This window comes from Paenibacillus sp. FSL L8-0470 (assembly GCF_038008625.1).
Taxonomy (GTDB): Bacteria; Bacillota; Bacilli; order Paenibacillales; family Paenibacillaceae; genus Paenibacillus_AQ.
Window position 1 is genome coordinate 906927 of record NZ_JBBOZM010000001.1, and the last position, 24881, is coordinate 931807.

The following is a 24881-nucleotide window of genomic DNA, read 5'->3' on the forward strand; positions in this document are numbered from 1 at the left end:
CATGAAGGAAGGAAACCGCGCGCTGTCGCTGTATACGCTGCTGGTCTTTATTTTTCTGCTGGGTCCGCTCATCATCATTTCCGTTACTTCCTTTGAGCCGGGCACAGTCCTGAAATTCCCCCCTGAGGGCTTTTCATTGAAGTGGTACAAAAATATCTTCGAGGTCAGCGCGTTCATGGAGACCTTCAAGACCTCGATTGTGATCTCGCTGCTCGGCAATTTGCTGGCGCTTCTCCTGGGTGTGCCTGCGGCCTACGCGCTGAGCAGATACCGGTTCCGCGGCCGGGATACGCTGAATGCGATTTTTCTGTCCCCCGTCCTGATTCCCGGCATTGTTCTGGGCTTCACGCTGCTGCGCTACCTGATTGTAGTGTACGGGCTGCCGATTGTAGCCGGACTGTTAATCGGACATACGGTAATCATGCTCCCTTTTATTATCCGGGTGATTGCCTCGAGTCTGGAGAACTTCGATTTCGCCGTGGAAGAAGCGGCACAGAGCCTGGGGGCTTCCAGATTGTACACGTTCTTTAAAGTGGTCCTGCCCAATATCCGTTCCGGTATTCTGGCGGCCATTCTGATTGCTTTTCTGGAATCCTTCAACAATGTGGACATTTCCGTGTTCATGACCGGCCCGGGGATTAGTACCCTGCCGATTCAAATGCTGACTTATGTGCAAAATTACTTCGATCCCACGATTGCCGCGATTTCAGTCATTCTGATGGTGCTGACGGCGGCGCTGATGTTCGTCATTGAACGTCTGATGGGATTCGCTTATTTTACCAAACGATAAACGGAGGCATAACGCAATGTCACTATTAAGTCTTGATCATGTATCGGTTGCGTATGACAACCGTTTGATCCTGGAGGATTTCAATCTGTCGCTGGCCAAGGGGCAGCTTCTCTCGCTGCTCGGCCCCAGCGGCTGCGGCAAAACGACCACACTGCGGCTGATCGCCGGTTTTCTGAACGCGGAATCAGGAGCATTCATGTTCGGCGGGAAGGACTATACCAAGATCCCCGTGGAAAAGCGGAATTTCGGTTTTGTGTTTCAGAGCTACGCGCTGTTCCCGCATCTGTCAGTCTATGACAATGTAGCGTTCGGCCTCCGGCTGCGCAAGCTGAAGGAAGCGGAGGTTAAGAAGCGTGTTACCCGGATGCTGGAAATTGTCAGCCTGGGCGGCTTTGAGAAAAGACTGCCCGCTGCCCTTTCCGGCGGACAACGCCAACGGGTAGCGATTGCCAGAGCGCTGGTCATCGAGCCGGACCTGCTGCTGTTCGACGAGCCGCTCAGTAATCTTGATGCCAATCTGCGGGTGAACATGCGGGTGGAAATCCGCCGCATTCAGCAGGAGCTGGGCATTACGACCGTCTATGTCTCCCATGACCAGGAGGAGTGCTTCTCCATCTCCGATCAGGTAGCCGTGATGAATAATGGCAAGATCGAGCAGCTCGACAAGCCATCGGCGATCTTCAAGTATCCGGCCAGTGAATTTGTGGCCCGGTTCATCGGGTTCGGGAACTTCATTTCCTTTGAGGGCAGGAATGACGAGGGAGCGGATATCGAGCTCAGCCGGGGAGCGCTGAAGTTCCTGGCGGCCAAACGGCCGGGCGGGGAAGGCAATACCGGATTACTTGGTGCCATCCGTCCTGACGATCTGCAGCTGCTCGGCACTGCGCCTGATCCAAACGCCGCCGGCAACACACTGCCTGGCACGGTGCAGATCAGCACGTATCTCGGCCGCAGCTATCAATACCAGGTAGAGACGGAGCTGGGTGTATTCACTGTTAATCAGGAAATGGAGCAGCCTTTCATTCAAGGACAGCAGGTTACGGTTTATTTTCCAAAAGAGAAGCTGGTGCTGGTGCAGTAGCGCGTCATTAAGGAGCATACATGATGATTACAGATCAACTTATACTGAACGCTAAAGTGTACAACAGTTACTATAAACGGTTCGAGACGGCAAATGTCGCCGTGAAAGAGGGGCGTTTCCTCTATGTGGGGGCGCTCGGCGCGGAGACGTTCACAGCTGGGGAAGTCATTCAGGCGGAAGGCCGATATATGGTGCCAGGCCTGATTGATATCCATCTGCATATCGAGAGCACAATGATTACGCCGGAGACCTTCTCCTACGGTATTCTGCAGCATGGGGTCACTACAATTGTTCCAGAACCGCATGAAATGGCCAATGTATTCGGTGTAGAGGGTGTACATGAGATGATCCGGGCCAGCCGGGACTGTCAGGTGGATATGTTCTACGCGATTCCAAGCTCGGTGCCGGCGACTCCGCTGGAGACAACGGGCGGGTCGATTGAAGTTGCTGATATCGACGAGCTGATGGAGACGGAGCAGATGATCTGTCTGGGCGAAGTGATGAATTATGTTGATGTCATCCGCGACCCTGATTGCAAAAGCAACCGCATCATCCAGCATGTCCGCAGCCGTTATCCCGGTCTTGTCATCGAGGGGCATACGCCGAAGCTGCTGGACCTTGATCTGCACCGCCTGATCTATGCCGGGATTGATTCAGATCACACCCACCAGAGCATCGAAGGGCTGACCGCCCGGATTGCAGCGGGGATGTTCATCGAGATTCAGGAGAAATCGATGACCCCGGATGTGATGGAGTATCTGATCAGCCATGCGGTCAGCGAGCATTTCTGCTTCGTGACCGATGATGTGATGACCGATTCCCTGGTGCAGACCGGACACCTTGATCATCTGGTACGCAAAGCCATCGCCATGGGCATGGCACCGGAGGACGCAGTCTATGCAGCCACCTTCACCCCGGCCCGGCGGATGAAGATGGCTGACCGCGGCGTGATCGCCCCGAACAAAGCCGCCGATTATGTGCTGCTGTCGGATCTGGGCAGCTTCGCGGTCGAAAAGGTCTACAAACGGGGCGTCCAGGTCTACGACCGCATGCAGCCGCTGCCTCAGGTGGAGCGGGGGCCGCGGTTCCCGGCCCATTTCTACCGCAGCGTGCAGTTGGCTCCATTGGCTGCAAGTGACTTCGCGGTGTCATCGGAGCTGGCGGACGGCCGCTATGGCTGCCGGGTGATGATGGTCAACAACGTGTCCACGTTTACCGAAGAGAAACACGCTGAGGCCGAGGTTAAGGACGGCCAGCTGCAGTGGCAGGAAAGCGGCTATGGCCTGATTGCCACCTTTGAGCGTTATGGCAAAAACGGCAACCGCGCCTACGGCCTGATCGGCGGCGACACGATTAAACGCGGCGCCATTGCGACTACGTATTCGCATGACAATCACAATCTGCTAGTTGTAGGCCATAACCCTGAGGACATGGTCCTGGCGGCGAATACAGTGATAGCTGCACAAGGCGGCTTCTGCGTCGTATGTGATGGCGAGGTGCTCGCATTGCTGGAGCTGCCGGTTGGCGGTATTTTGACCGAAGCGCCGCTTGCAGAGACGGCTGAGCGCGTGCTCGCGCTGCGTACGGCAATGGAATCGCTGGGTTATAATCATTACAACCCGATTATGTCGATCAGCACCCATTCGCTCCCTGTCAGTCCTGCACTCAAAATCACGGACCACGGCCTGATTGATGTCGGCGCCGGACGGGTGGTACCGCTGCTGTTTCCGCTTGGAGAAGAGTAGCCGCTGCTAGATGCAGCGGTAAAGTCATTGAGACAAGAAGACGGGGTATCCCAGCAGGGGATGCCCCGTCTTCTTGTGAATACTGAATCTAACGTCTTTATGCTGCAACGGGGTATCTTTGCTGATATAGCTCCTAGCACATAATAGCTCAAAACCGGCAGCTGCTCACCAGCGCCAAGCTCACCGAAGTACATAACTGCATTTACTGCAATTAAAAGGAGCTGCAGCGGTCTATTTTCAGCGATAATTGCATTTCGTACACTTAAAAAGGACAGTAAGCTTACTTTTCCTAGTATCGGCGATATTTAACTGTACAAGGTGCAATTATATTTTGATTAACGCTGATATGCGCAATTTTAGTTGCACGAAGGGCAGTTATGATGTGGCAGGGTTCTAAATCTTCTATGGAGCAACAGCCGTACCCGCTCAACAAGCAACCTTTCTGGCAGAAACGCGGACTCAGCAAAAATGGTTTTAGCATAAGCATATGCTGGCTACTCGTACCTGCCTTTTCCCATAAGATTCGGCTTTTGCGATTGACTTGCGTATGACACGACCCTATGATGATTAATAATATAAAATATAAGCGGAACTGGAAGAGGAGAGAGCGAACAGCATGGCTATGGAAATCGAACGCAAGTTTCTGCTGCCGGAATATCCGGAGCGGCTTATAGAGGACGGACAGCTTACGGTACTCACCCGGCACAGCATAGATCAGACCTATCTCGCGATCGAAGACGGGCAGGAACTGCGGGTGCGCAAAATTACCGATTTGGACTCAGGAGAGGTTACCTTTACACATACCTTTAAGGATGGCAAGGGGATCAGCCGCCAGGAGATTGAATATTACATCTCGGAAGGAATCTATAATCAGATGATTGATGCGGTTAAGGCTATTCCGCTGGTCAAAACCCGGATTACCGGCGTATGGAACGGTACTACAGTGGAAATTGATCTCTACACCCAGCTGGAGCTTACGGTGCTTGAGGTTGAATTTGATTCGCTGGAGGAAGCGGAAAGCTTCGCCGCCCCGGACTGGTTCGGTGAGGATGTCAGCGTAGAGAAGCAATACAGCAACAAGACCGTCTGGAAGCAGCTGCAGAATAAATAGTGCAGCCGGGGGTTCCGGGATGGGTGATCGCCGTGCCAAACTGCCGGTTGAATAGTTGAATAGCTGAATAGCTGAATAGCTGAATAGCTGAATAGCTGAATAGCTGAATAGCTGAATAGGCTGTGCTCTGTAGGGTCGTGCTTTTATCGCAAGGGTTGACACATAAATAACGGACTTTAACACTTAAACGTGTTACTATATAGGTTAAATAAAGAGGGGTTCAGGAGGATGAGACAGGTATGGAGTATATAAGCACAAGAGGAAATGTGGAAGCCAGAGGCTTTATTGATACGGTTCTGATGGGGCTTGCGGATGATGGAGGGCTGATGGTCCCTTTTAAGATCCCGGTAATTTCCCCGGAAACGCTGGAAGAGTGGAGAAGCCTCAGCTTCCAGGAGCTGTTCCTGAAGATTTTCTCCTACTATACCAACGACGAAATTCCCTATGACGATCTAAAAGAAATGGTATACACCAGCTACGGAAATTTCCGTGCGCCGGAGGTTACGCCACTACGCAAGATTAACGATTCGCTACATGTGCTGGAGCTGTTTCAAGGTCCTACGTTTGCTTTCAAGGATGTGGCGCTGCAGTTTATGGGTGAGCTGTATTCCTATATCTCCAAGGTGCGGGGCGAGATCATCCATATCCTCGGCGCAACCTCGGGCGATACCGGAGCGGCAGCCATTCAGGGCGTTCGCGGCAAGGAAGGGATCAAGATCTGCATCCTGCATCCGCATGGCAAAGTAAGCAAGGTACAGGAGCTGCAAATGACGACGGTGGATGACAGCAATGTGCTGAACCTGTCCGTGGAAGGCAACTTCGACGATTGCCAGAAGGTCATTAAGGAGCTGTTTGCGGATTTGGATTTCAAGGGGCGTTATCATCTGCGGGCGATTAACTCCATTAACTTTGTGCGTATCCTGGCCCAGACTGTTTATTATTTCTACGCCTATCTGCAAATTGAAGGCAGCGACGTGAAGAAGATCAATATCAGCGTGCCTTCCGGCAACTTCGGCAACATCTTTTCAGGCTATTTGGCTAAAAAGATGGGCCTGCCGATCAACAAGCTGATTATCGCCACCAACGAAAACAACATTCTCGAACGGTTCGTACTGACCGGCGAATACAAGCCAGGCAGTTTTACGGGCACTTACAGTCCGTCGATGGACATACAGGTGGCGAGCAATTTTGAACGTTATCTGTATTATCTGTTGGACGAGGATACAGTGAAGCTGTCTGCATATATGTCGCAGCTGCAAACAGACGGCAAAATTACGGTGGACGGGGAGCTGTTCAACCAGGTGCAGGCTGATTTTGCCGCGCTTGGGGTCAAGAACCGGCAATGCCTCGATACCATCGGCAAATACGAGCAGGAATATGGCTATCTGCTGGATCCGCATACAGCCTGCGGCATCGCGGCTTATGAGGCCTTCAGCGGTCCAGGCGAAACGGCCATTAGCTTCGCAACGGCGCATCCGGCCAAATTCGACGAGGCGATTGCCCTGACCGGTATCAAGCAGGACTTCCCGGCGCAGATTTCGGCCTTGTTTGAGAAGCCGCAGCATATGACGGTAGTCGAGTATGACAAGGCGGAGATTGTACGGCAGCTGCAGGCTTTTTACGGATAAACAAGCCAGCTGCTGGCTGAACTAGACACCTTTGATTCATAGAACGCCAAGAGCCCCCTTCTTCTGGTAAAGAAAGGGGCTCTTGGCGTTCTTAAAATATAAAAATTTATATGCTTCACGCTATAAATTATCCTTCTATTTCCCGATGAAACGGATACCGTCCTATTGAGGACGGTATCCGTTTCCACTTGGCGAATTACACATAAGGCTGTGATCTGCTCATGCTGCGTTTTACGTCTATACGCCACGCACCGCTGCCAACTGCTGTTCCCTGGCTTTCTCGCAGAAATCAGCGACTTTGTAGGAGACGTAATAGGCGAGCATTTTTTCCGAATCGGAGAAATCGGTATCCAGCAGTCTCGCGATATGATCCAATTTATATCTGAGTGTATTCCGGTGGACATACAGCTCGTCGGAAGCGAGCTGCATGTTACGGTTGTTTTTGAGATAAACAAAGAAGGTATGGTACAGGGTGGACTGATGAGCGGCATCGTATTCCTGCAGCTTGAGCAGCTCCGGATGACGGTACACCTGCTCCTCGCCGGACATCACCTCGGCAGAAAGCAGCTCATAGAGCTGGACATCGGCATAGTAGGTCAACTGCTGCCCGGGGCAGAGAATCCGGCCGATGCGGATTGCGCTTAAGGCTTGCAGATAGTGCGTCCTGCACTGGGTCAGACTGGAGAACATGCTGCTGAAACCTATGGTGATTCCAGTCTGGTCCAGAAATTGCTGCAGCTGCCTGCTGCGGGCAAGCTCTTTGGAGAGGTTTCCGTCATGGATCATCACGATCCGGCCCTCGTAATAGCTGCAAGGACTGCCTGGGAAAAGCTGTTGTAAACGCTCTCTTAAATAATCGTCATAACGGCCCGATCCCTCATAGCGGGTTAGATCGAACAGCAGCACAAGCAGTTGTGTACCGAACTTTAGGCCTGCCGATAACATCCGGTCCCGGATAGTGCCGGGGTCCTGAGGCTGCTGATCCAGCAGTCCGCAGATGAAATCCTCCACCTTTATATTTTTGGCGTTGCGGTAGTAGCTGCTCTTGCCCATTTCTTCCGCAAGGATGGTGGCGGCAATCGCCAGCAGTTCGGGATCTCTGGGCCGGAAAGGAGTCTTGCAGCCGAGCAGCAGCACGTTGCCGACTTGCTTGCCGCCTACTTTTATTTTGGAGATCAGCTTGGTATTGGCAGTCTCCTCGCAGTGAACTTCATACGCAGCATCCGTTTGTTTGCCCCGCCTAACACTTTCCATCCGGTTCACAGCCGCAATGAAGTCATAAGAGCAGTAGCCCTTGCGGATATTCTCGTTCCACAGATAATCGTCGATATCTTCCTGGCCGGAGTGGGCCACAATCTTGAAGCTTGCGTCAAACACAATCACGGGATTTCCCAGCAGCCCTGCGGCTGTGTTCACAATTGCCGAAAGGCCTGCGCCAGAAATGTATGCTGTGAACAAAGATGCAGTATAGTGCTCAACTTCGATTGTTTCACGCTGCAGCTCATTTAAGGTAACATCCATTGGTATCGCCCCCTAATAATCATAGTGCAATTTGCACTATAAAGAAGTGATTTTTGGCGCTTGTAAATATATTCACAAAGTAACTGGAGCCTTACACTATAGGTGGAGGTGCTAAGCAGATGAAATATGAGAAACTGTTTGCAGCAGGAAAAATAGGACGTCTTACCCTGAAGAACCGGATTGTAATGCCGGCGATGGGCACGTCACTGGCAGCGGCCAGCGGCGAAGCCTCGGACGAAATGATTGCCTTCTATGAAGAACGTGCCGCCGGCGGCTGCGGCCTGATTATTACAGAGATTACGCGGGTGGACAACGAAACGGGTGTGGGAACCCCCAACCAGCTGAATGCAAGTGATCTGTTGTTCGTTCCGCGGCTGGAGAAGCTGGCCAGAGCCGTACACCGCCATGACAGCAAAATCTTTCTCCAGCTGCAGCATCCCGGACGGCAGAATCACGGGCGGCTGATCGGCGGCAAGCAGATTGTGGCACCTAGCGCAGTCATGTCATCAGCCATTGGCGAAATGCCCCGGGAGCTGACTACGGAAGAGGTTGAAGGGCTGGTGCGCAAATTCGTATTCGGCGCGGTTATCGCCCAGACTGCAGGGATCGACGGTGTGGAAATCCATGGTGCCCACGGGTACCTGATCGGGCAGTTTCTAAGCCCGCTGACCAACCTGCGGACCGACAAATACGGCGGTTCACTGGAAGGCAGAATGCGGTTCCTGAGTGAGATCGTTCAAGGAATCAAGCAGACCTGCGGGGCCGGATTCCCGGTATCCGTGCGGATCGACGGGGATGAATTTGTGCCCGGGGGCATTACGCTGGAAGAAGCGCTGCTCACAGCGAAACATCTGGAACAGCTCGGTGTGGACTGCATAAATGTAAGCGCTGGCACCTATGAGTCGTCAAATACGATCATTGAGCCGATCTCCTATCCGCAGGGGTGGAAAAAACATCTTGCTGCGGCCATGAAGCAGGCCGTTCAGATTCCGGTGATCGCTTGTGATGTAATCCGCAAACCGGAGTTTGCCGAGAGCCTGCTCCAGGAAGGAAATACGGATTTCGTGGCGCTCGGCAGAGCCCAGCTGGCCGATCCGGAGTGGGGGAACAAGGCGGCAGAAGGCCGCGAAGCAGAGATCAGAACCTGCATCTCCTGCCTGTACTGTATCCAGGAAGTAATGGAGTGCAAGGTCATTAAGTGCGCCGTCAATGCGCGGGTAGGGCGGGAGCTTGAATTCGCCGAGCCGCCGCGGGATGGCGGCGGCAAGGTTGTGGCCGTGATTGGCGGCGGTCCGGCAGGCATGGAGGCTGCGCGGATTCTGGCGCTGCGGGAGTTCAAGCCGGTACTGTTCGAAGCGCGGGATGTGCTGGGAGGCAGCGTGGAGCTGGGAAGCCGCCCGCCGCTTAAGGAGAAGCTGAACTGGTTCATCGACAATATGCAGCATCAGCTGGAGCAGCTGAATGTGGATGTCCGGCTCATGGCGAAGCCTACGCTGGAGCAGCTGAAGTCGCTGAATCCGTATGCGGTATTTATCGCAGCCGGGGCGCAGCCGATTGTGCCTGCTATTCCGGGAGTGGATAAGGCAGCGGTCTGCACGGTTGTCGACGTGTTAAGCGGAGCTGCTGTAATCAAGAACAAGCGGGCGGTAGTGATCGGCTCGGGCATGACTGGACTGGAGACGGCGGAATATCTGGCCGGCCTCGGCAATCAGGTCACGGTAGTGGAAATGCAGCCGCGGGTTGGCCCGGATGCGTATCTTCCGAACCTGATCGACATTGTCACCCGGCTGAAAAAGAGCGGCGTGGAGCTGCTGGCTTCGACGAAGCTGGTAGAAGTGCGGGACGGGGCCATTGTGCTGGAGAACAGCGCCACGGGTGAAACCTCAGTGAGGGAAGCGGATGCGGTAGTGCTGTCCATTGGAGTTGCACCTGAGCGTTCATTCATGGAAGAGCTCAAGCTGGCTCTGCCGAAGGTGAAGGTGATTGGCGATGCCGGCAAGCCCGGCAGAATCGGGCAGGCGATTCAGTCCGGCTTCGAGACAGCGTTTGTACTGAATTGATACTAAATAAAGGAGGAATCAATGATGGGGAGTTTTGTGAAAAGTTTTGCGGATATCAAGAAGTATGGAGGCAGACCGACTACCTTCTATGATGCAGAGATGCTTACAGTGTATTGGGAGACGAAACCGGAGATTATCGAACGCCTGCTGCCGAAGCCGCTGAAGCCAGCCAGCCGTCCGCTCGTCAATGCGTTTGTGGCTGATTATCCGGCAACGAATTTCTGCCCGCCTTACCGCGAAGCCGGATTATTCGTGCTGGCCGACTACAACGGACAGCTGGGCAACTACTGTCTGTCTATGCCGATTACAAGCGATATCGGTATGGCGATGGGCCGCGAGGTCTGCGGCCTGCCTAAGAAGATGGCCGATATCCGCATGAACAGTTCGGAACGTACCTTCGAAGGGGCAATCAGCCGGCATGGCGTTGACTTCTTCAACATAAAGGCCACTATGGAGGACCGCTTCAATGACGGCAAGGCCGGAGGGATTCTGGAGGAGTATTACGGCAAGGACATTCCTTTATATAACATCAAGTATGCCAATGCGGTTGACGGAAGCGGCTTTGATCTGATGCCTACGCTGGTGACCCAGCGGCTGGTCAGTGACGTCAAGGTGTATAAGGCTGCCGAAGCTTCGATTACCTTCCATGAGTCTGAGCATGATCCATGGAGCGAGCTTGAAGTCGTGAACATGCTGGGAGCGGTCTATACCGTCAGCACAAATGTGCTGGAAAAAGGCAAGGTGCTGGAACAACTCAATCCGATGGAGTTCCTGCCCTATTGCTATCTCCGCTGGGATTGGTGGGAGAACAAGCTGCAGCCGGAACATACCCCATCGTCCATATAAGTCGAGTACACGGCATTATCAGAGCAGGCTTACAAAACTATTAGGAGGGTTTACGATGAACAATCTTTTTGACTTAACGGGGAAAACGGCAATCGTGTCGGGCGCATCCAGCGGGATTGGTGTGGAGTTTGCGGAAATGCTCGCGGATCAAGGGGCTGATGTGGCGATATTGGCCAGAAGATATGACAAGCTGAAAGCGGTGGCTGATAAGATCACGGCGAAGTATCCGGAACGCCGGATTATCCCGATCGAATGTGATGTAACCAAAGAAAACCAGATTATTGCTGCGGTTCAAAAGGTGATGGCCGAGTTCGGCAAAATTGATATCCTGCTGAACAACGCCGGTATCGTCGATTCCGTGCCGATTGAAGCGCTGGAGGAGGAGGCCTGGGACCGGGTGCTTGATACCGATCTGAAGGGCGTGTTCCTGATGTCCAAACATGTTATCCGCCATATGAAGGAACGGAAATACGGCCGGATTGTCAATACTGCCTCCATGCTGGGGCTTACCGCTTCGGCGTCTATCCCTACCCATTCCTACAACGCGGCTAAGGGCGGAGTGATTCACCTGACCCGTGGTGTGGCAGCAACGTATGCGAAGCACGGAATTACAGTCAATGCGATTGGACCGAGCTTGTTCAAGAGTGAAATGACGGAGAATACGCTCTTTTCGGAGCAGGCTTTGAAAATGTACAACGCCGTATGCCCGATGGGCCGTCCCGGAAATCCCGGTGAGCTGAATGGAGCCGTGCTGTATTTTGCCTCGGATGCCTGCAGCTACACTACCGGGCAAACGTTGTTCGTTGACGGAGGCTGGACGATTATATAATTTAAAAGTGTTGTGAGAAGAAGCGCCTGCATTTATGCAGGTGCTTTTTTTCACATAGTGATCCTATCAGAATTTGTCGGAAATTACCCGTTAAAAGTGGACATGACTACCCTGACAGTGAGAAAATAGCATATAGAGCTTAGTGAGAACAAAAAAAGGACGGGATCATCATGACAATTCGATTCGGGGTCGTAGGCACCAACTGGATTACAGACCGCTTTGTTCAGGCCGGACTGGAAAATGAGGAATTTCTCCTTACAGCCGTATATTCCCGCACAGAAGAGAAGGGCCGCGCTTTTGCCGCCAAATATGCGGGAGCCGCCATTTACACCGATCTGGAGGAGATGGTCTCCAGCGGCGAAGTGGACGCCATATATATCGCCAGTCCCAATTCCATGCATGCCGAACAGGCGCTGGTATGCATGAACCATGGCAAGCATGTGATATGTGAGAAACCTGCCGCTTCCAACAGCACGGAGCTGCGGGCGATGATTGAAGCTGCGAACAGCAATGATGTGCTGCTGATGGAAGCGATGAAGTCAACCTTCATGCCGAATTTCGGCGTTATTAGAGACAACCTCTACAAGCTGGGTCAAGTGCGGCGGTATTTCGCCAGTTATTGTCAATATTCGTCGAGATATGATGCATACCGTCAGGGAACGGTGCTGAATGCTTTTAATCCGGAATATTCGAACGGCTCGCTGATGGATCTGGGCATTTATTGTCTGTATCCGCTGGTGGCGTTGTTTGGCAAGCCGGATTCGATTAAGGCTACGGGTATAATGCTCTCTTCCGGAGTGGACGGGGAGGGGAGTATGGTTATGCGCTATGCCGATATGGATGCGGTTGTCATGCATTCGAAGATTACCGATTCCTATTTGCCTGCCGAGATTCAGGGGGAGAACGGAACGATGGTGATTGACAAGATCAACCAGCCCTATCAGGTTAAGATTCATTACCGCGACGGTACGGTCGAAGAACTTACGCTGCCGCAGGTATTCGAACCGATGTATTATGAGGTGAAGGAATTCATCCATCTGCTGAGGAATGGACACCGCGAGAGCAACACCAACAGCCATGCCAATTCGCTCGCGGTTGCGGAGGTTATGGAGGAAGCCAGAGCACAGATCGGCCTCCGCTACGCCTCGGATCTATAGTTGAAACGGCTGGGATTACAGAGGGAAAAGGGGAGCAGAACTTGAAGACTTTCAAAAAGGTGTACATCGAGATTACAAGCGTCTGCAACCTGTCCTGCAGCTTCTGTCCGCCCACGGAGCGGCAGAAGAATTTCATGAAGCTCGACACCTTTAATACGATTCTGGACGAGATCAAGCCGCATAGCAGTCATATCTATCTTCATGTCAAAGGCGAGCCGCTGCTGCATCCGAAGATCGGCGAGCTGCTGGATGCTGCCCACGCCAAAGGCTTCAAGGTCAACATTACGACCAACGGCACACTGATCCGTAAGGCGGGGCCGAAGATTCTCGGCAAGCCGGCGCTTAGGCAGATGAACTTCTCGCTGCACAGCTTCGACGGACATGCTGGCTCAGAGAACCGTGAGGGCTATCTCCGGGAGATCATTTCGTTCGTGCGGGAGGTTTCTGCGCAGGGTGTGATTATCTCCTTCCGGCTATGGAATTTGACGGAGGATAACCTGACCAATCTGGAACGAAGCCGCAACCGCGAGACATTAGCTGTGCTGGAGGAGGCGTTTCAGCTGGATTTCAAGATTGAGGAGAAGGTTATGCCGGGCACTGGCGTCAAAATCGCCCCGCGCATCTATCTAAACCAGGACCATGAGTTCAGATGGCCTGCCCTGCACGAGCCGGAGGACGACGGGAAAGGCTTCTGCCATGCGCTGCGCAGCCAGGCGGCGGTGCTGGTTGACGGCACGGTCGTGCCGTGCTGTCTTGATGGCGAGGGTGTCATCAACCTCGGCAACATCCATGAGAAGCCTTTCTCCGAGATTGTCGAGGGCGAGCGGGCGAACAACCTGTTCTACGGCTTCTCCCGCAGGGAAGCCGTAGAGGAGCTGTGCCGCAAATGCGGGTACCGGCAGCGGTTTGGAACCTAGCAGGCGGCGACATTTGGGTGGAAGTGAACCGGCCGGGGCACAAGCATCATTGTCACCCTGCCAATCACAACACTGGCCGGTAAGTCAGGTTCATGTAATGCCGCAGCATTTTCTTGGCTTGTTCATACTCCGTTCATATTGCCGTCATGGGGAGTACATCTTCATTGTATAAGCTTTTCTTAGCAGTTCGTTAAGGCAGCTCAATAAACCAATGAGGTCAGGTGTATGTATGAAAAAAACACTTAGGATTATACTTAAATCAATAGGCGCATTAATTATTGCAATAGGGCTGTTTTTGGCCATAGTTTTTGTAGTGAATATCATCAGCAACAAATCGGAGCAAGGAAAAATAGAACCCTATGGTCAGTTAGTGCCTGTAGACGGGAAAAATATGAATGTTCTGATTCAAGGAACAGGCGAGGAAACAGTTGTGCTGCTGCCGGGTCATGGAACGGGTGCGCCTGCACTTGATTTTAAGCCGCTGGTAGATGAGCTGTCTTCATTTTATAAAGTAGTGGTGGTTGAGCCGTTTGGTTATGGACTAAGTGATGGAACCGACAAAGAAAGAAGCACAGAGAACATTGTAAGTGAAATTCATGAAGCGTTACATCAGCTTAATATTGACCGGTACATGCTGATGGGCCATTCTATAGCGGGCATTTACGGACTGGATTATGTGAACAAGTACACAGACGAAGTGAGTGCATTTATCGGAATTGACAGCAGTGTTCCAACACAAGGCGGCATGGATGATGAATCACCCATCGGGACCTTTAAATTCCTCGATAAATCAGGTCTCATGAGATTGCTCAAGAAACTGGGCGGTGACCCCTATGCCGGACTGGCGTTTGATGATCAAATTAAGGAACAAATGAGAATGATTTCGAATAAAAACTACGGTAATGCCGCTACCATGAATGAAATGAAACATATTCAGACCAATTTTAAAGCAGCCCAAGCTTTGTCATTCCCCAAGGATCTTCCTCTCCTTCTCTTTGTACAAGCGAATAATACAGAGGTTGAGGGCTGGCTGCCGCTGCATGAAGAGCAGATCAAAAATTCTGTACATGGAAAAGTCCTGGCACTTGAAGGCGGGCATTATTTGCACCATACCAGATCCAAAGAGATCGTCCAGAATTTAAGGGAATTCATGGGGAAAGTGAAATAAAGCAAGCTATAGGCCTTTGAATATAGAAACAGCGGCAACCCCGGACGGTAAGAGAAGTCCAGGATTGCCGCTGTTTGTCGTTTGTCCGGTTAGTGAAATTCGTAAGTGAACTCACTGGTGCATTTTGGCTTATCTTCGTTAGTCCCTAATGATAACATCTGCCTGTATAAGTATCTTTTCATAACTCGTGCCTGGATTGAGGATTCTCCAGAGCAGCTGATCTACAGCTCTTGTACCTAGCAGCTCCTTATTGACATTAACGGTCGCCAGGAACGATAGGGAAGGGTGCGTATTATCAAAACCGGTAAACACCAAAGTGTCAGGTATAGCCATGCCCATAAATTCGATCGTTTCCATGGCGAACAAGGCGTAAGTATCGTTTGCGCATACAAAGACCTCGGGCAGTCCATGTTCAGTAATGGCAGCCGCAAAGGTTTCTCTGAAGTTATCAATTTCGGGTCCGTTAAGTGAGGGGATCTGCTTAAGTTCGATATCGTTATCTTCGAGTGCTGCCCGAAAGACAAGGAATCGTTCGTAAAAACTCTGGGCATCACGTATGTTCCCAAGGAACTGATAGTCCCGGTAGCCTTTATTAATGACAAAGTTCATCATTTCTTTCATGCATGACAGATTATCGGTAAAGATGGAATCGCACTGAAAGCTGGGGTCGGAGTGATCTACCATCATGACCGGAATGCCCAGACTACGGATCTCTACCAGAATAGGTGTTGAAATGGAACCTACCGTAATCACACCCATGATCGCTTCAGGGTTAAGAAGAGAGAACATAGAGTCATCTTTAGGCTCCGTTAATGTTAATACGTTAATGCCCCTCTGATTCAATCTGGAAGAGATACCGCTAAATACCGGTCCCCAATACAAAGATTCCGGGTTCTGGTAGCGGATGTTTGGAAATAAAACCAGAACTGTGCCGGACCATTTGCGGGCATCCAGATCAACCAGCTCGCCTGGCGTTTGTGCAGACTTAGAGTCTTTAAAGTAACCTAACTGTCCGGCGGCCTTGAATATCGTATCTCTCGTCTGTGAACTGACTCCCGGTTTGCCGGATAATGCCCTTGACACTGCAAATTTCGACAGCCCCGTAAAATCAGCTATGGATTGTATAGTTACTTTACGTCGCATACAAATCATCCTACTTTAATCAGATTATTTTGTAATTCCCGAAGACAATTACATTACAATTTTACATGAAGAATGAGGGACTAACACTTGTTTTTTTGAATTTGCTGAGTTTCTTCAAGTGAGAAGAATTATGTTATCTTTTTATTGCTTTGATTTTGTTATATGTTTTTATTTATGTTATTTATGTTATGTGAAAGATAACATTATTATTTAAAATGTACAAGTTAATGACTTATTTAAGATATAACTCGTCCTATTTTGTGGAATAAATGAGATTTTGGGTAAAAAATGATTGACCGTTTTCTTGGATGATGGTAACATTTGTTATGTTAAGAAAAACAAAAGATAATAACAAACAAAGGTGGTGTTCCAAACAAACGAAGGCAATTGTGCTTCTGTTATTTTTTTATGCAATAGTGTAAGCGCTTTATTGGGAAGGGGACAGCACTAACGTATTCATATCATTAACGGGAGGTTTGACGAATGAGAAAGATAAAGGGGTATTCAGTTTTATTATTATGCCTTGTTTTTTTACTTACAGCCTGCAGTGGCGGAAACAATGCTGCCAACAATACAAAAGCAAATGCGACTACTGAGCCTGCAGCTACAGAAGCAGCAGTAGAAGCAACCGCAGAAGCAACGGCAGCACCGGTTGACATGGGCGGACGTGTAATTAAGGTAGCGGCTTGGTGGGATCTGAAGCCTGCAGGCAATTCTGCTTCCGAGAAGGAACGGCTTGCCAAAATTGCTGAAGTAGAGAAAAAGTATAACTGCAAGTTCGAATTTGTAAACGTTCCCTTTGAAGAGTTTATGCCTAAATTCACGGCTACCGCACTTACGGGTGAACCTTTTGCCGATATCGTTATTATGGAATACAACTCGGCATGGCCTGCAATTCTCAAGGGACAGCTGCTGAAAGTAAGCGAATATACTACAGCTGCCTCGAATATCAACAATGAAGCCAAACTATTAGTTAAGGCACCTCAAATTGCCAACGAGTACTATGCCTTCGCTGAACCCGGCACCGGCGGTGCGGGCCTCCATTACAACCGCGATTTGTTCAAAAAACTGGGACTTCCCGATTTGCAGGAGCTTTATGCCAATGGACAATGGAATTGGGATAAATTCATTGAAGTTGCCAAACAAGCTACTAAGGATACGGATAATGACGGTAAAATCGACACTTATGGATTCTCGGGCTGGGCTATCGATATCCTGCGTAACTTCTCCGCAGCTAATGGTGGAAAGATTGTGGACGAAGCCACAGGTACACAAGGTCTGACTGATCCCAAAGTCATTGAAACCGCTGAATTTATAAACCGTTTGTACAACGTTGAGAACGTTGTCAAAGTCAAAGGATCAGACAAAGTTGGCTATGACGAATTCAATACCTTCAAAGATGGCGATGTAGCGATGTTCCCGGCTCCGATTTGGAATCTGGGAGATTTGACTTTCGATTTCGGTGTTGTTCCGTTCCCGAATGGACCCTCAGGCTCTCCTGAGCTTACCTATGCTGATAACGGCAAGAATGCATTTTTCATTCCAAAAGGTGTAAAAGATCCACAGGCTGTCTACCAGGCTTTCGAAGATACCTATGATATTACGCAAACCGGAGATTTCCCGAGCCAAGAGTGGCTGGAAAGCATCTACACTCATGAAGAAGATGTAGCTATGATGCATGAGCACATCAACAATACAGGCCAGATTCTTTTGGAAACCGCTTACCCGGAATTCCCGACCACCAATTTCATGAAGGACATTATTGTAAACAATCAATCGGTTACAGCAACAGCCGAGAAATATAAGCCAGAGGCGGAGGCTTCCATTGCCAAGCTAGGCAAGTAACAGAAGCGGTTCGTAGCGTCATAAGAACAGGGGGATGTCTTGACGACTCCCCCTGTTGTATGAATATAAGATTTCACCACAGCACGTAAGCTCTCCCCTAAAAGGGGATAACTGCTTGCGCTTGTAAGGAGGACTTCTGGTGATAGGTAAAATGCGTCAATCCAAAATGGCCAAGAATATAACGCTTGCTGCAATGGCATTATTGATCACGCTTCCGGCAGGCTTAAATGTACAGGCGGATGCAAGCGCGCAAGCAACGTCCGCAGTGGAGCAAGTACCCAATGAAACAACGGCTACAGCGGAGACGGCAGCTTTTAATGAGCATAAATACGTATCCTACTTAACCGAACATGAGGGGGCCCCCAGACCTGATCAAGAAATTGTACTGGAGGCAGCTAATTATAGTCATGTTGAGGGCAGTGGCTTCGAGAAGCTGCCGGATTACGAAGGCATGGCAGGCCAATCACTATTAACGGGTGAATCCGGCAAGGTGGAATGGAATGTTCAAATCGCGGAAGAGGGTTTCTACAATTTATCCATGCTGTATTATCCCGTTGAAGGGAAAAGCTCAGCGATTGAGCGCGCCTTATATATTGACGGCAAGCTCCCTTTTCAGGAAGCAGCCTTCTTGCAGTTTGACCGTATTTGGGTTGACCAATTGGATCAGCTGGTTCAGGACAATCAGGGCAATGATCTGAGGCCTAGACAGATTGAGAAACCGGGCTGGAGCGAGAAAGCGTTCCAAGACTCTAATGGTTATGAGAATGAGCCCTTTTTATTTTATTTCTCTAAAGGCTCACATACGTTAACTTTGGAATCTTCCAGAGAACCTGTCGTGCTTAAACAGTTGAAGCTGTTTAAGCAAGCTGCGCCGCTACCTTATGAGGAAGTAAAGAAGCAATTGGATGCCGATGGTGTTCAGGCCTCCATTGGTCAGCTCCTGAGGATCGAGGGAGAGGATGCGGCTGCCAAATCATCGCCGACCTTGTACCCGCTTAGCGAGCGTTCCAGTGCCGCGGTTCATCCCTACAGTTCTTCCAAGATCAAGATCAATACCATAGGCGGGCTGAATTGGCGAATACCCGGCCAGTGGATTGAATGGGAAATTGATGTCCCTGAGAGCGGATTATATAAAATGGCCTTTAAGACACAGCAGAATTATGTCAGGGGGATTTATTCCACCCGGAAGCTGACCATAGACGGAGTAGTGCCGTTTGAGGAAATGGCAAAGGTTCCGTTTCGATATAAAAGCTCCTACCGGTTGGACATTATGGGTGGAGACGAACCCTATTTATACAAGCTGGAAAAGGGCAAACATGTTGTGAGACTTGAGGTAAGCCTTGGCGAGTTCGCCCCTTTAATTCGCGAGGTGGAGGACAGCCTGTACAATCTCAATTCCATGTACCGCAAGATCCTGATGATTACGGGAACCAAGCCGGATGAATACCGTGATTACCAGCTGGATAAAAAAGTGCCTGACATGCTTGAGGTGTTTGGTGCCGAACGGGACAGATTAACCGGGATTGCCAAACAATTGGTCCGGTTGTCAGGACAATCGAGTGATCAGGAAGCGCTGCTCAAAACAATGGCACAGCAGTTGGGCGAATTAATGGATGATCCGGACACCATCCCAAGGAGACTGGCTGCATATAAGACGAATACCGGGGGACTTGGAACATGGGTACAGACAGCGAGAGAGCAGCCGCTTGAAATAGATGCGCTTTACTTAGCTTCTCCCGATAAGAAGTTTCCCAAGAAAGGGATGGGGTTTGGCTCGAAGTTTAAGCATGAGACCGCTACCTTCTTCGCTTCCTTCTTTACCGATTACAATCAAATCGGAAATGTGTCGGAAGAGGATGACCAGAAATCAGTAACCGTCTGGATCGGAAGCGGACGGGATCAGGCGAATACGATGAAAGCCATGATTGATGAGACATTCACATCCGCCACAGGCATTAATGTCAACCTGAAGCTCGTCAACATGACGACATTGCTTCCAGCTACCTTAGCCGGGCAAGGGCCCGATGTGGCTATGCAAATCGGCAATGATCTGCCTGTTAACTTTGCAATGCGCAATGCGGCGGCAGATCTGACACAGTTTGCAGACTTTGATGAAGTGAGCAGCCGTTTCCGGGAAAGCGCAGTTGTACCTTACAGATATGACAGCGGAGTGTATGCCTTACCTGAGACTCAGACCTTTAATATGCTCTTCTACCGGAAGGACATTGTGGAGGAGCTTCATCTGCAAGTACCTCAGACTTGGGATGAGGTATCCACTTTACTTGCTGTGCTCAGCAAGAATCATATGCAGTTTGGATTGCCGGTTGTGGTTCAATCCGCAGTCCAAGGGCAGAACATCCCGCCTAACTCGATGTACGCCGCTCTCTTATTTCAGAATGGCGGACAATTTTACCGGGATGGCGGACAGGAGTCAGATCTCGATTCGCGGACCGGGATGGAAACGTTCAAGCAATGGACGGAGTTTTACACCGATTACAAGCTTGAACGTGAATATGACTTTGCCAATCGGTTCCGCACAGGAGAAATGCCTTTCGGGATAGCCGATTACACACTGTATAACCAGCTTTCTGTATTTGCTCCGGAGATTCGGGGGATGTGGGGCTTCGTGCCGATTCCGGGAACCGTGCAAACAGATGGCACCTTGGACCGTACGGTATCCAGCGGGGGAAGTGCTGTCGTGATGATGGATAAGGCCAAAGACAAAGAGGCATCTTGGGAATTTATGAAATGGTGGACGAGTGAAGAGACGCAAACGGTGTTCGGACGTGAGATGGAAGGGTTGATGGGGGCAGCAGCCCGTTATCCGACCGCTAACATCAAAGCGTTGGACAGCTTGCCTTGGCCCGTTGCCGATTATGAAAATTTGAAAGCCCAGTTCGAGTGGGCCGAAGGTGTTCCTGAAGTTCCGGGCGGGTATTTCACGGGCAGACATTTATTTAATGCTTTCTACAAAACGGTAGTCGGCGGCGTGGAAGCACGGGAATCCATTATGGACTATGTCCAATATATTCAGGACGAAATCACCACCAAACGGAAAGAGTTTGGTCTATAGCGGTAAGGAGGAGGGTCAAGCGTGCAAAATTGGTGGAGCCTGAAGTGGCGGGAAATGAGAGCCAATAAGCATTCGTATATTTTGATGGCGCCGTATATGATATTGTTCGCCGTATTTACGGTCTTACCTGTCTTGGTCTCGATCGTGCTTAGCTTCACATACTTCAATATGTTGGAGTTTCCGAAGTTTATAGGCTGGCAGAACTATACCCGCTTATTTCTGGAAGATGACGTCTTTCTGATTGCCCTCAAAAACACACTTTTATTCGCAGTGATCACAGGGCCGATTAGTTATATCGCCTGTTTTGTGTTTGCCTGGATCATTAATGAGCTGTCTCCAAAGCTTAGAGCTGTAATGACGCTCGTCTTCTATGCGCCTTCCATTTCGGGAAATGTCTATTTCATTTGGCTCATGATCTTCTCCGGAGACCGGTATGGAATCATAAACGGATTATTGCTGAAGTTTGGCTTTATCCTGGAGCCGATCCAATGGCTCAAAACGGAAGGCTACATCATGCCTATCATCATCCTTGTTCAATTATGGCTGAGTCTCGGAACAGGGTTCCTCACGTTCATTGCAGGCCTGCAGACCGTTGATGGAACGTTATATGAAGCGGGAGCTGTGGACGGGATCAAAAATCGCTGGCAGGAGCTGTGGTACATTACCTTGCCTTCGATGCGCCCGCAATTGATGTTCGGTGCCGTTATCCAGATCACAACCGCCTTTGCTGTAGCTGATGTCTCGATTGCGCTGGCAGGGTTCCCAAGCGTGAACTATGCGGCGGAAACCATCGTCACGCATTTGATTGATTTCGGTACGACCCGCTTTGAAATGGGCTACGCTTCAGCTATTGCCACCGTGTTGTTCCTGATCATGGTTGGATCGAACCTGATTGTTCAAAAACTGCTTAGAAAGGTGGGTGAATAGAGGCATGAATATCCCCTTTCAAATGAATGCAAAACAACGGTTAAGCCGGACGATCCGGATGCCGAAAAAGCGGGTGAACCGTTCAGCATGGGGCACTTTATCTTTATTCGCCCTGCTCACCGTATTTGGAGCATTTATGATTCTGCCGCTTGTCTACGCTATTAATAATGCGTTCAAGCCGCTGGATGAAATCTTTATCTTCCCGCCGACGTTATTTGTCCGCCATCCAACGATGAACAACTTTATAGATCTGTTTAATCTGCTCGGAAATTCCTGGGTTCCGTTCTCGCGGTATATTTTCAATACGGTGTTTATTACCGGCACGGGTATTGTCGGTCACGTATTGCTGGCCTCGGCAGCTGCGTACCCTCTCGCTAAACATCATTTTCCCGGCAAAAAGATCTTGTTCAGCATCGTTGTCTTGTCGCTTATGTTTACGCCGGCTGTAACCGCGATGCCAAACTATATGATCATGTCCTGGCTGGGGCTCATTGATACTTACTGGGCAGTCATTATCCCGGCGTTTGCTTATTCACTGGGTTTATATTTAATGAAGCAATTTATGGAACAGATTCCGGATGTGCTGCTGGAAGCCGCTAAGATCGACGGGGCAAGCGAATACCGCATTTTTTGGTCCATCGTCATGCCTAACGTAAAGCCGGCTTGGCTAACGCTCATCATTCTATTATTCCAAATTCTATGGGGCAGTGACGGGAACGGGTTCATTTACAGTGAACAGCTGAAGTCACTTCACTTTGCGGCGGGCCAAGTGGTGGCCGGGGGGATTGCCCGTTCCGGTGCAGCGGCGGCGGTAGCTCTCATTTTAATGAGCGTACCCATTACGCTGTTTGTTTTTTCGCAAAGCCGGATTATAGAGACGATGGCTACTTCGGGAATGAAGGACTAAGGGGGGAGACAGTTGATAGCAAAAAAATGGTTGCCCGCGGTTATTGCAGCATCCCTGCTGTTAGGTTATGCAGCTCCTGCGCCGGCGTCTGCTGAATCTACGCCCTATGAGAGCTACAACTATAATTACTGGGAAGAAGCGGTACCTGCTCCTGCTGCTTATGTACCTGACCGTACCCTATCTGGAAAGGATCTTGGTGTGGGCAATTTTCTGGATCCCGGCGATATGGTCGTTGCGGCAAACGGACTGATCTATATTGCTGATAGCGGGAACGGACGGATTATTTGTCTGGATAGCGACTGGAAGGTCAATAAGGTCATTAGCGGCTTTGATAACAAGGGCAAAGCGGAAAAATTCAAGAATCCAAGCGGATTATACGTTAATCAGGAAGGCAATCTGTATATTGCCGATACGGATAACGGGCGGATTGTTGTTCTGTCCCCGGGCGGGGATCTGCTCCGGATGATAGAGCAGCCGAAGTCCGATATTTTACCGGCTGACTTCAAGTTTATTCCTGTTAAAGTGACCGTAGACCAGGCGGAACGTGTCTATGTCATCGCTAAAGGGATATTCGAAGGGATCATGCAGTTTGATAAAAACGGCGACTTTATCGGTTATGTCGGTACAAACAAGGTAAAGCGTGACTATACCGAATATTTATGGCGGTTACTCTCCACCAAGGCGCAGAAAGCGCAGATGGCATTGTTTGTGCCTACAGAGTTTTCCAATATTGATGTTGATTCTAAAGGGTTTCTGTATGCCACGAATATTGATCCGGGCTCGAAGGAACCGATAAAACGGCTGAATCCATCCGGTGAGGATGTGCTGAAGCGATTCGGATACTTTGATGTTAAAGGTGATATCAGGTTCCGCATCTCTATAGGACCTTCTAAGTTCACAGATATTAAAGTTCTTGCCAACGGGATGTACAGTGCTCTTGATGCTAACCAGGGCAAAGTGTTCACGTACAACGATGAAGGTGACCTTCTTTATGTGTACGGCGGTAAAGGCAACCAGGTCGGAACCTTCAAAATACCGGCAGCCATAGAATTCTCTGGCGGGAACCAGCTTGTACTTGACCGCGGCAAAGGAAACATAGTCATCTTCAAGCCAACCCGGTTTGGCACAAGCGTTAATCAAGCGGTAGGGTATCACTATAATGGCGAGGATGCCCGGGCTGTCCCGGTGTGGAAGGAAGTTCTGAAGCTGAATTCCAACTATGATATCGCTTATATCGGCATTGGCAAATCCTTGCTGATGGATAAAAGCAATAAAGAGGCGCTGAAATACTTCAAGCTCGGAATGGACCGCGACGGTTATTCCGTAGCATTCAAACGGTACCGCAGGGAAGTCATGCAGGAGCATTTCGGAACATTTCTAACCGTGATAATGATCCTGGTGTCAGGATGGCTTGCTTTCAAGCTCTTTCGCTTCTGGAGAAGAAAGCGGCTGTCAGGAAGATCCCGGCAGACTTCGCAAAACCTTAAGGAGGGTAAAGCCCATGAGGCAGGATTTCATTAAATTCCCACTGCACCTCATTGTGCATCCGTTTGATAGCTTTTGGGATATGAAGTATGAGAGAAAAGGTAAAATCCGGGTAACGTTAACGATTCTACTGCTTGTTGTCATTTCAATGATTTTAAAAAATCAGTTTGCAGGATTTCTTGTCAATTATAAAGATCCGCGTCATCTGAATAGTATCACACAATTATTTACGGTTGTATTTCCCTTCTTTCTGTGGTGTTTATCGAACTGGGCGATCACAACTTTAATGGATGGGGAAGGGAAATTCAAAGAAATTATGATGGCTACAGGTTATGCGCTTGTTCCCATCGTGATCATATATACGCCGATGATTATTGCAAGCCGGTTTATGGCGGAGGAAGAAACGGCCTTTTATTATTTGATGATGTCGATCTCCTCCATATGGTTTGTAGCTCTTTTATTCGTCGGCATCATGACCGTCCATCAATATACTGTGTTCAAAACAATGGTAACGATGCTGCTCACGGTTGTTGTCATGGGAATTGTCATATTTTTGGGAACGCTCGTATTAAGTATGCTCCAGCAAATCATCGAGTTCTTCGTTAACATTTATCGGGAATTAACTTTCCGTACGTAAAGGAGGCCGCA

Annotated in this window: 19 protein-coding genes; 17 read left to right on the plus strand and 2 right to left on the minus strand. The window is 49.9% G+C overall.

Annotation, left to right across the window (positions count from 1 at the left end; all coding sequences use genetic code 11):
• The first annotated feature begins 1 nt into the window (after nucleotide 1).
• From NST99_RS04255 to thrC, 5 genes are all read left to right on the plus strand, one after another.
• Entirely contained in the window at nucleotides 2-790 is a 789-nt protein-coding gene (locus tag NST99_RS04255) for an ABC transporter permease (protein ID WP_038586142.1), read from the plus strand.
• A 16-nt stretch (nucleotides 791-806) separates the two neighbouring features.
• Nucleotides 807-1871 (plus strand): ABC transporter ATP-binding protein, encoded by a 1065-nt coding sequence (locus NST99_RS04260; protein ID WP_341089897.1) that lies wholly within the window; start codon nucleotides 807-809, stop codon nucleotides 1869-1871.
• A gap of 23 nt (nucleotides 1872-1894) precedes the next feature.
• A complete protein-coding gene (locus NST99_RS04265) occupies nucleotides 1895-3616 on the plus strand; it encodes an adenine deaminase (protein ID WP_341089898.1) in 1722 nt (573 codons plus the stop codon).
• A gap of 616 nt (nucleotides 3617-4232) precedes the next feature.
• Nucleotides 4233-4727 (plus strand): CYTH domain-containing protein, encoded by a 495-nt coding sequence (locus tag NST99_RS04270; RefSeq protein ID WP_341089899.1) that lies wholly within the window; start codon nucleotides 4233-4235, stop codon nucleotides 4725-4727.
• 239 nt (nucleotides 4728-4966) lie between these two features.
• Entirely contained in the window at nucleotides 4967-6355 is a 1389-nt protein-coding gene (gene thrC / locus NST99_RS04275; protein WP_341089901.1) for a threonine synthase, read from the plus strand.
• Nucleotides 6356-6592: 237 nt separating this feature from the next.
• Here thrC and NST99_RS04280 read toward each other — a convergent pair whose 3' ends face one another.
• Nucleotides 6593-7876, minus strand: coding sequence for a PucR family transcriptional regulator (locus tag NST99_RS04280; RefSeq protein WP_341089902.1), 1284 nt, complete (start codon nucleotides 7874-7876; stop codon nucleotides 6593-6595).
• Nucleotides 7877-7995: 119 nt separating this feature from the next.
• On the opposite strand from NST99_RS04280, the gene NST99_RS04285 reads away from it, so the two are divergent.
• From NST99_RS04285 to NST99_RS04310, 6 genes are all read left to right on the plus strand, one after another.
• Nucleotides 7996-9936: an NAD(P)/FAD-dependent oxidoreductase gene (locus NST99_RS04285; protein ID WP_341089903.1), complete on the plus strand. Its 1941-nt coding sequence runs from the start codon at nucleotides 7996-7998 to the stop codon at nucleotides 9934-9936.
• Between the two features lie 24 nt (nucleotides 9937-9960).
• Nucleotides 9961-10782, plus strand: coding sequence for an acetoacetate decarboxylase family protein (locus NST99_RS04290; protein WP_341089904.1), 822 nt, complete (start codon nucleotides 9961-9963; stop codon nucleotides 10780-10782).
• Nucleotides 10783-10837: 55 nt separating this feature from the next.
• On the plus strand, nucleotides 10838-11611 hold the full coding sequence (locus tag NST99_RS04295) for an SDR family NAD(P)-dependent oxidoreductase (RefSeq protein WP_341089905.1): 774 nt from the start codon (nucleotides 10838-10840) through the stop codon (nucleotides 11609-11611).
• 170 nt (nucleotides 11612-11781) lie between these two features.
• Nucleotides 11782-12768, plus strand: coding sequence for a Gfo/Idh/MocA family protein (locus tag NST99_RS04300; protein WP_341089907.1), 987 nt, complete (start codon nucleotides 11782-11784; stop codon nucleotides 12766-12768).
• A 41-nt stretch (nucleotides 12769-12809) separates the two neighbouring features.
• Nucleotides 12810-13685, plus strand: a complete 876-nt coding sequence (locus tag NST99_RS04305; protein ID WP_341089908.1) for a radical SAM/SPASM domain-containing protein — start codon at nucleotides 12810-12812, stop codon at nucleotides 13683-13685.
• Between the two features lie 211 nt (nucleotides 13686-13896).
• Nucleotides 13897-14853, plus strand: a complete 957-nt coding sequence (locus tag NST99_RS04310; protein WP_341089909.1) for an alpha/beta hydrolase — start codon at nucleotides 13897-13899, stop codon at nucleotides 14851-14853.
• A 138-nt stretch (nucleotides 14854-14991) separates the two neighbouring features.
• Here the strand turns inward: NST99_RS04310 and NST99_RS04315 are convergent, their stop codons facing one another.
• Nucleotides 14992-15996, minus strand: a complete 1005-nt coding sequence (locus NST99_RS04315; RefSeq protein ID WP_341089910.1) for a LacI family DNA-binding transcriptional regulator — start codon at nucleotides 15994-15996, stop codon at nucleotides 14992-14994.
• A 483-nt stretch (nucleotides 15997-16479) separates the two neighbouring features.
• Between NST99_RS04315 and NST99_RS04320 the strand changes: the two genes are divergently transcribed.
• The 6 genes from NST99_RS04320 (at nucleotide 16480) to NST99_RS04345 (ending at nucleotide 24870) form a co-directional block, all read left to right on the plus strand.
• Complete coding sequence (locus NST99_RS04320) at nucleotides 16480-17841, plus strand: ABC transporter substrate-binding protein (RefSeq protein WP_341089911.1); 1362 nt, start codon at nucleotides 16480-16482, stop codon at nucleotides 17839-17841.
• 151 nt (nucleotides 17842-17992) lie between these two features.
• Nucleotides 17993-20914: an extracellular solute-binding protein gene (locus NST99_RS04325; protein ID WP_341097549.1), complete on the plus strand. Its 2922-nt coding sequence runs from the start codon at nucleotides 17993-17995 to the stop codon at nucleotides 20912-20914.
• Between the two features lie 54 nt (nucleotides 20915-20968).
• On the plus strand, nucleotides 20969-21841 hold the full coding sequence (locus NST99_RS04330) for a carbohydrate ABC transporter permease (RefSeq protein ID WP_341097551.1): 873 nt from the start codon (nucleotides 20969-20971) through the stop codon (nucleotides 21839-21841).
• A gap of 22 nt (nucleotides 21842-21863) precedes the next feature.
• A complete protein-coding gene (locus tag NST99_RS04335; protein WP_341089912.1) occupies nucleotides 21864-22748 on the plus strand; it encodes a carbohydrate ABC transporter permease in 885 nt (294 codons plus the stop codon).
• A 12-nt stretch (nucleotides 22749-22760) separates the two neighbouring features.
• Complete coding sequence (locus NST99_RS04340; RefSeq protein WP_341089913.1) at nucleotides 22761-24269, plus strand: NHL repeat-containing protein; 1509 nt, start codon at nucleotides 22761-22763, stop codon at nucleotides 24267-24269.
• Nucleotides 24250-24870, plus strand: a complete 621-nt coding sequence (locus NST99_RS04345; protein WP_341089914.1) for a Yip1 family protein — start codon at nucleotides 24250-24252, stop codon at nucleotides 24868-24870. Before NST99_RS04340 ends, NST99_RS04345 begins: the two co-directional genes overlap by 20 nt.
• The last annotated feature ends 11 nt before the right edge of the window (nucleotides 24871-24881 follow it).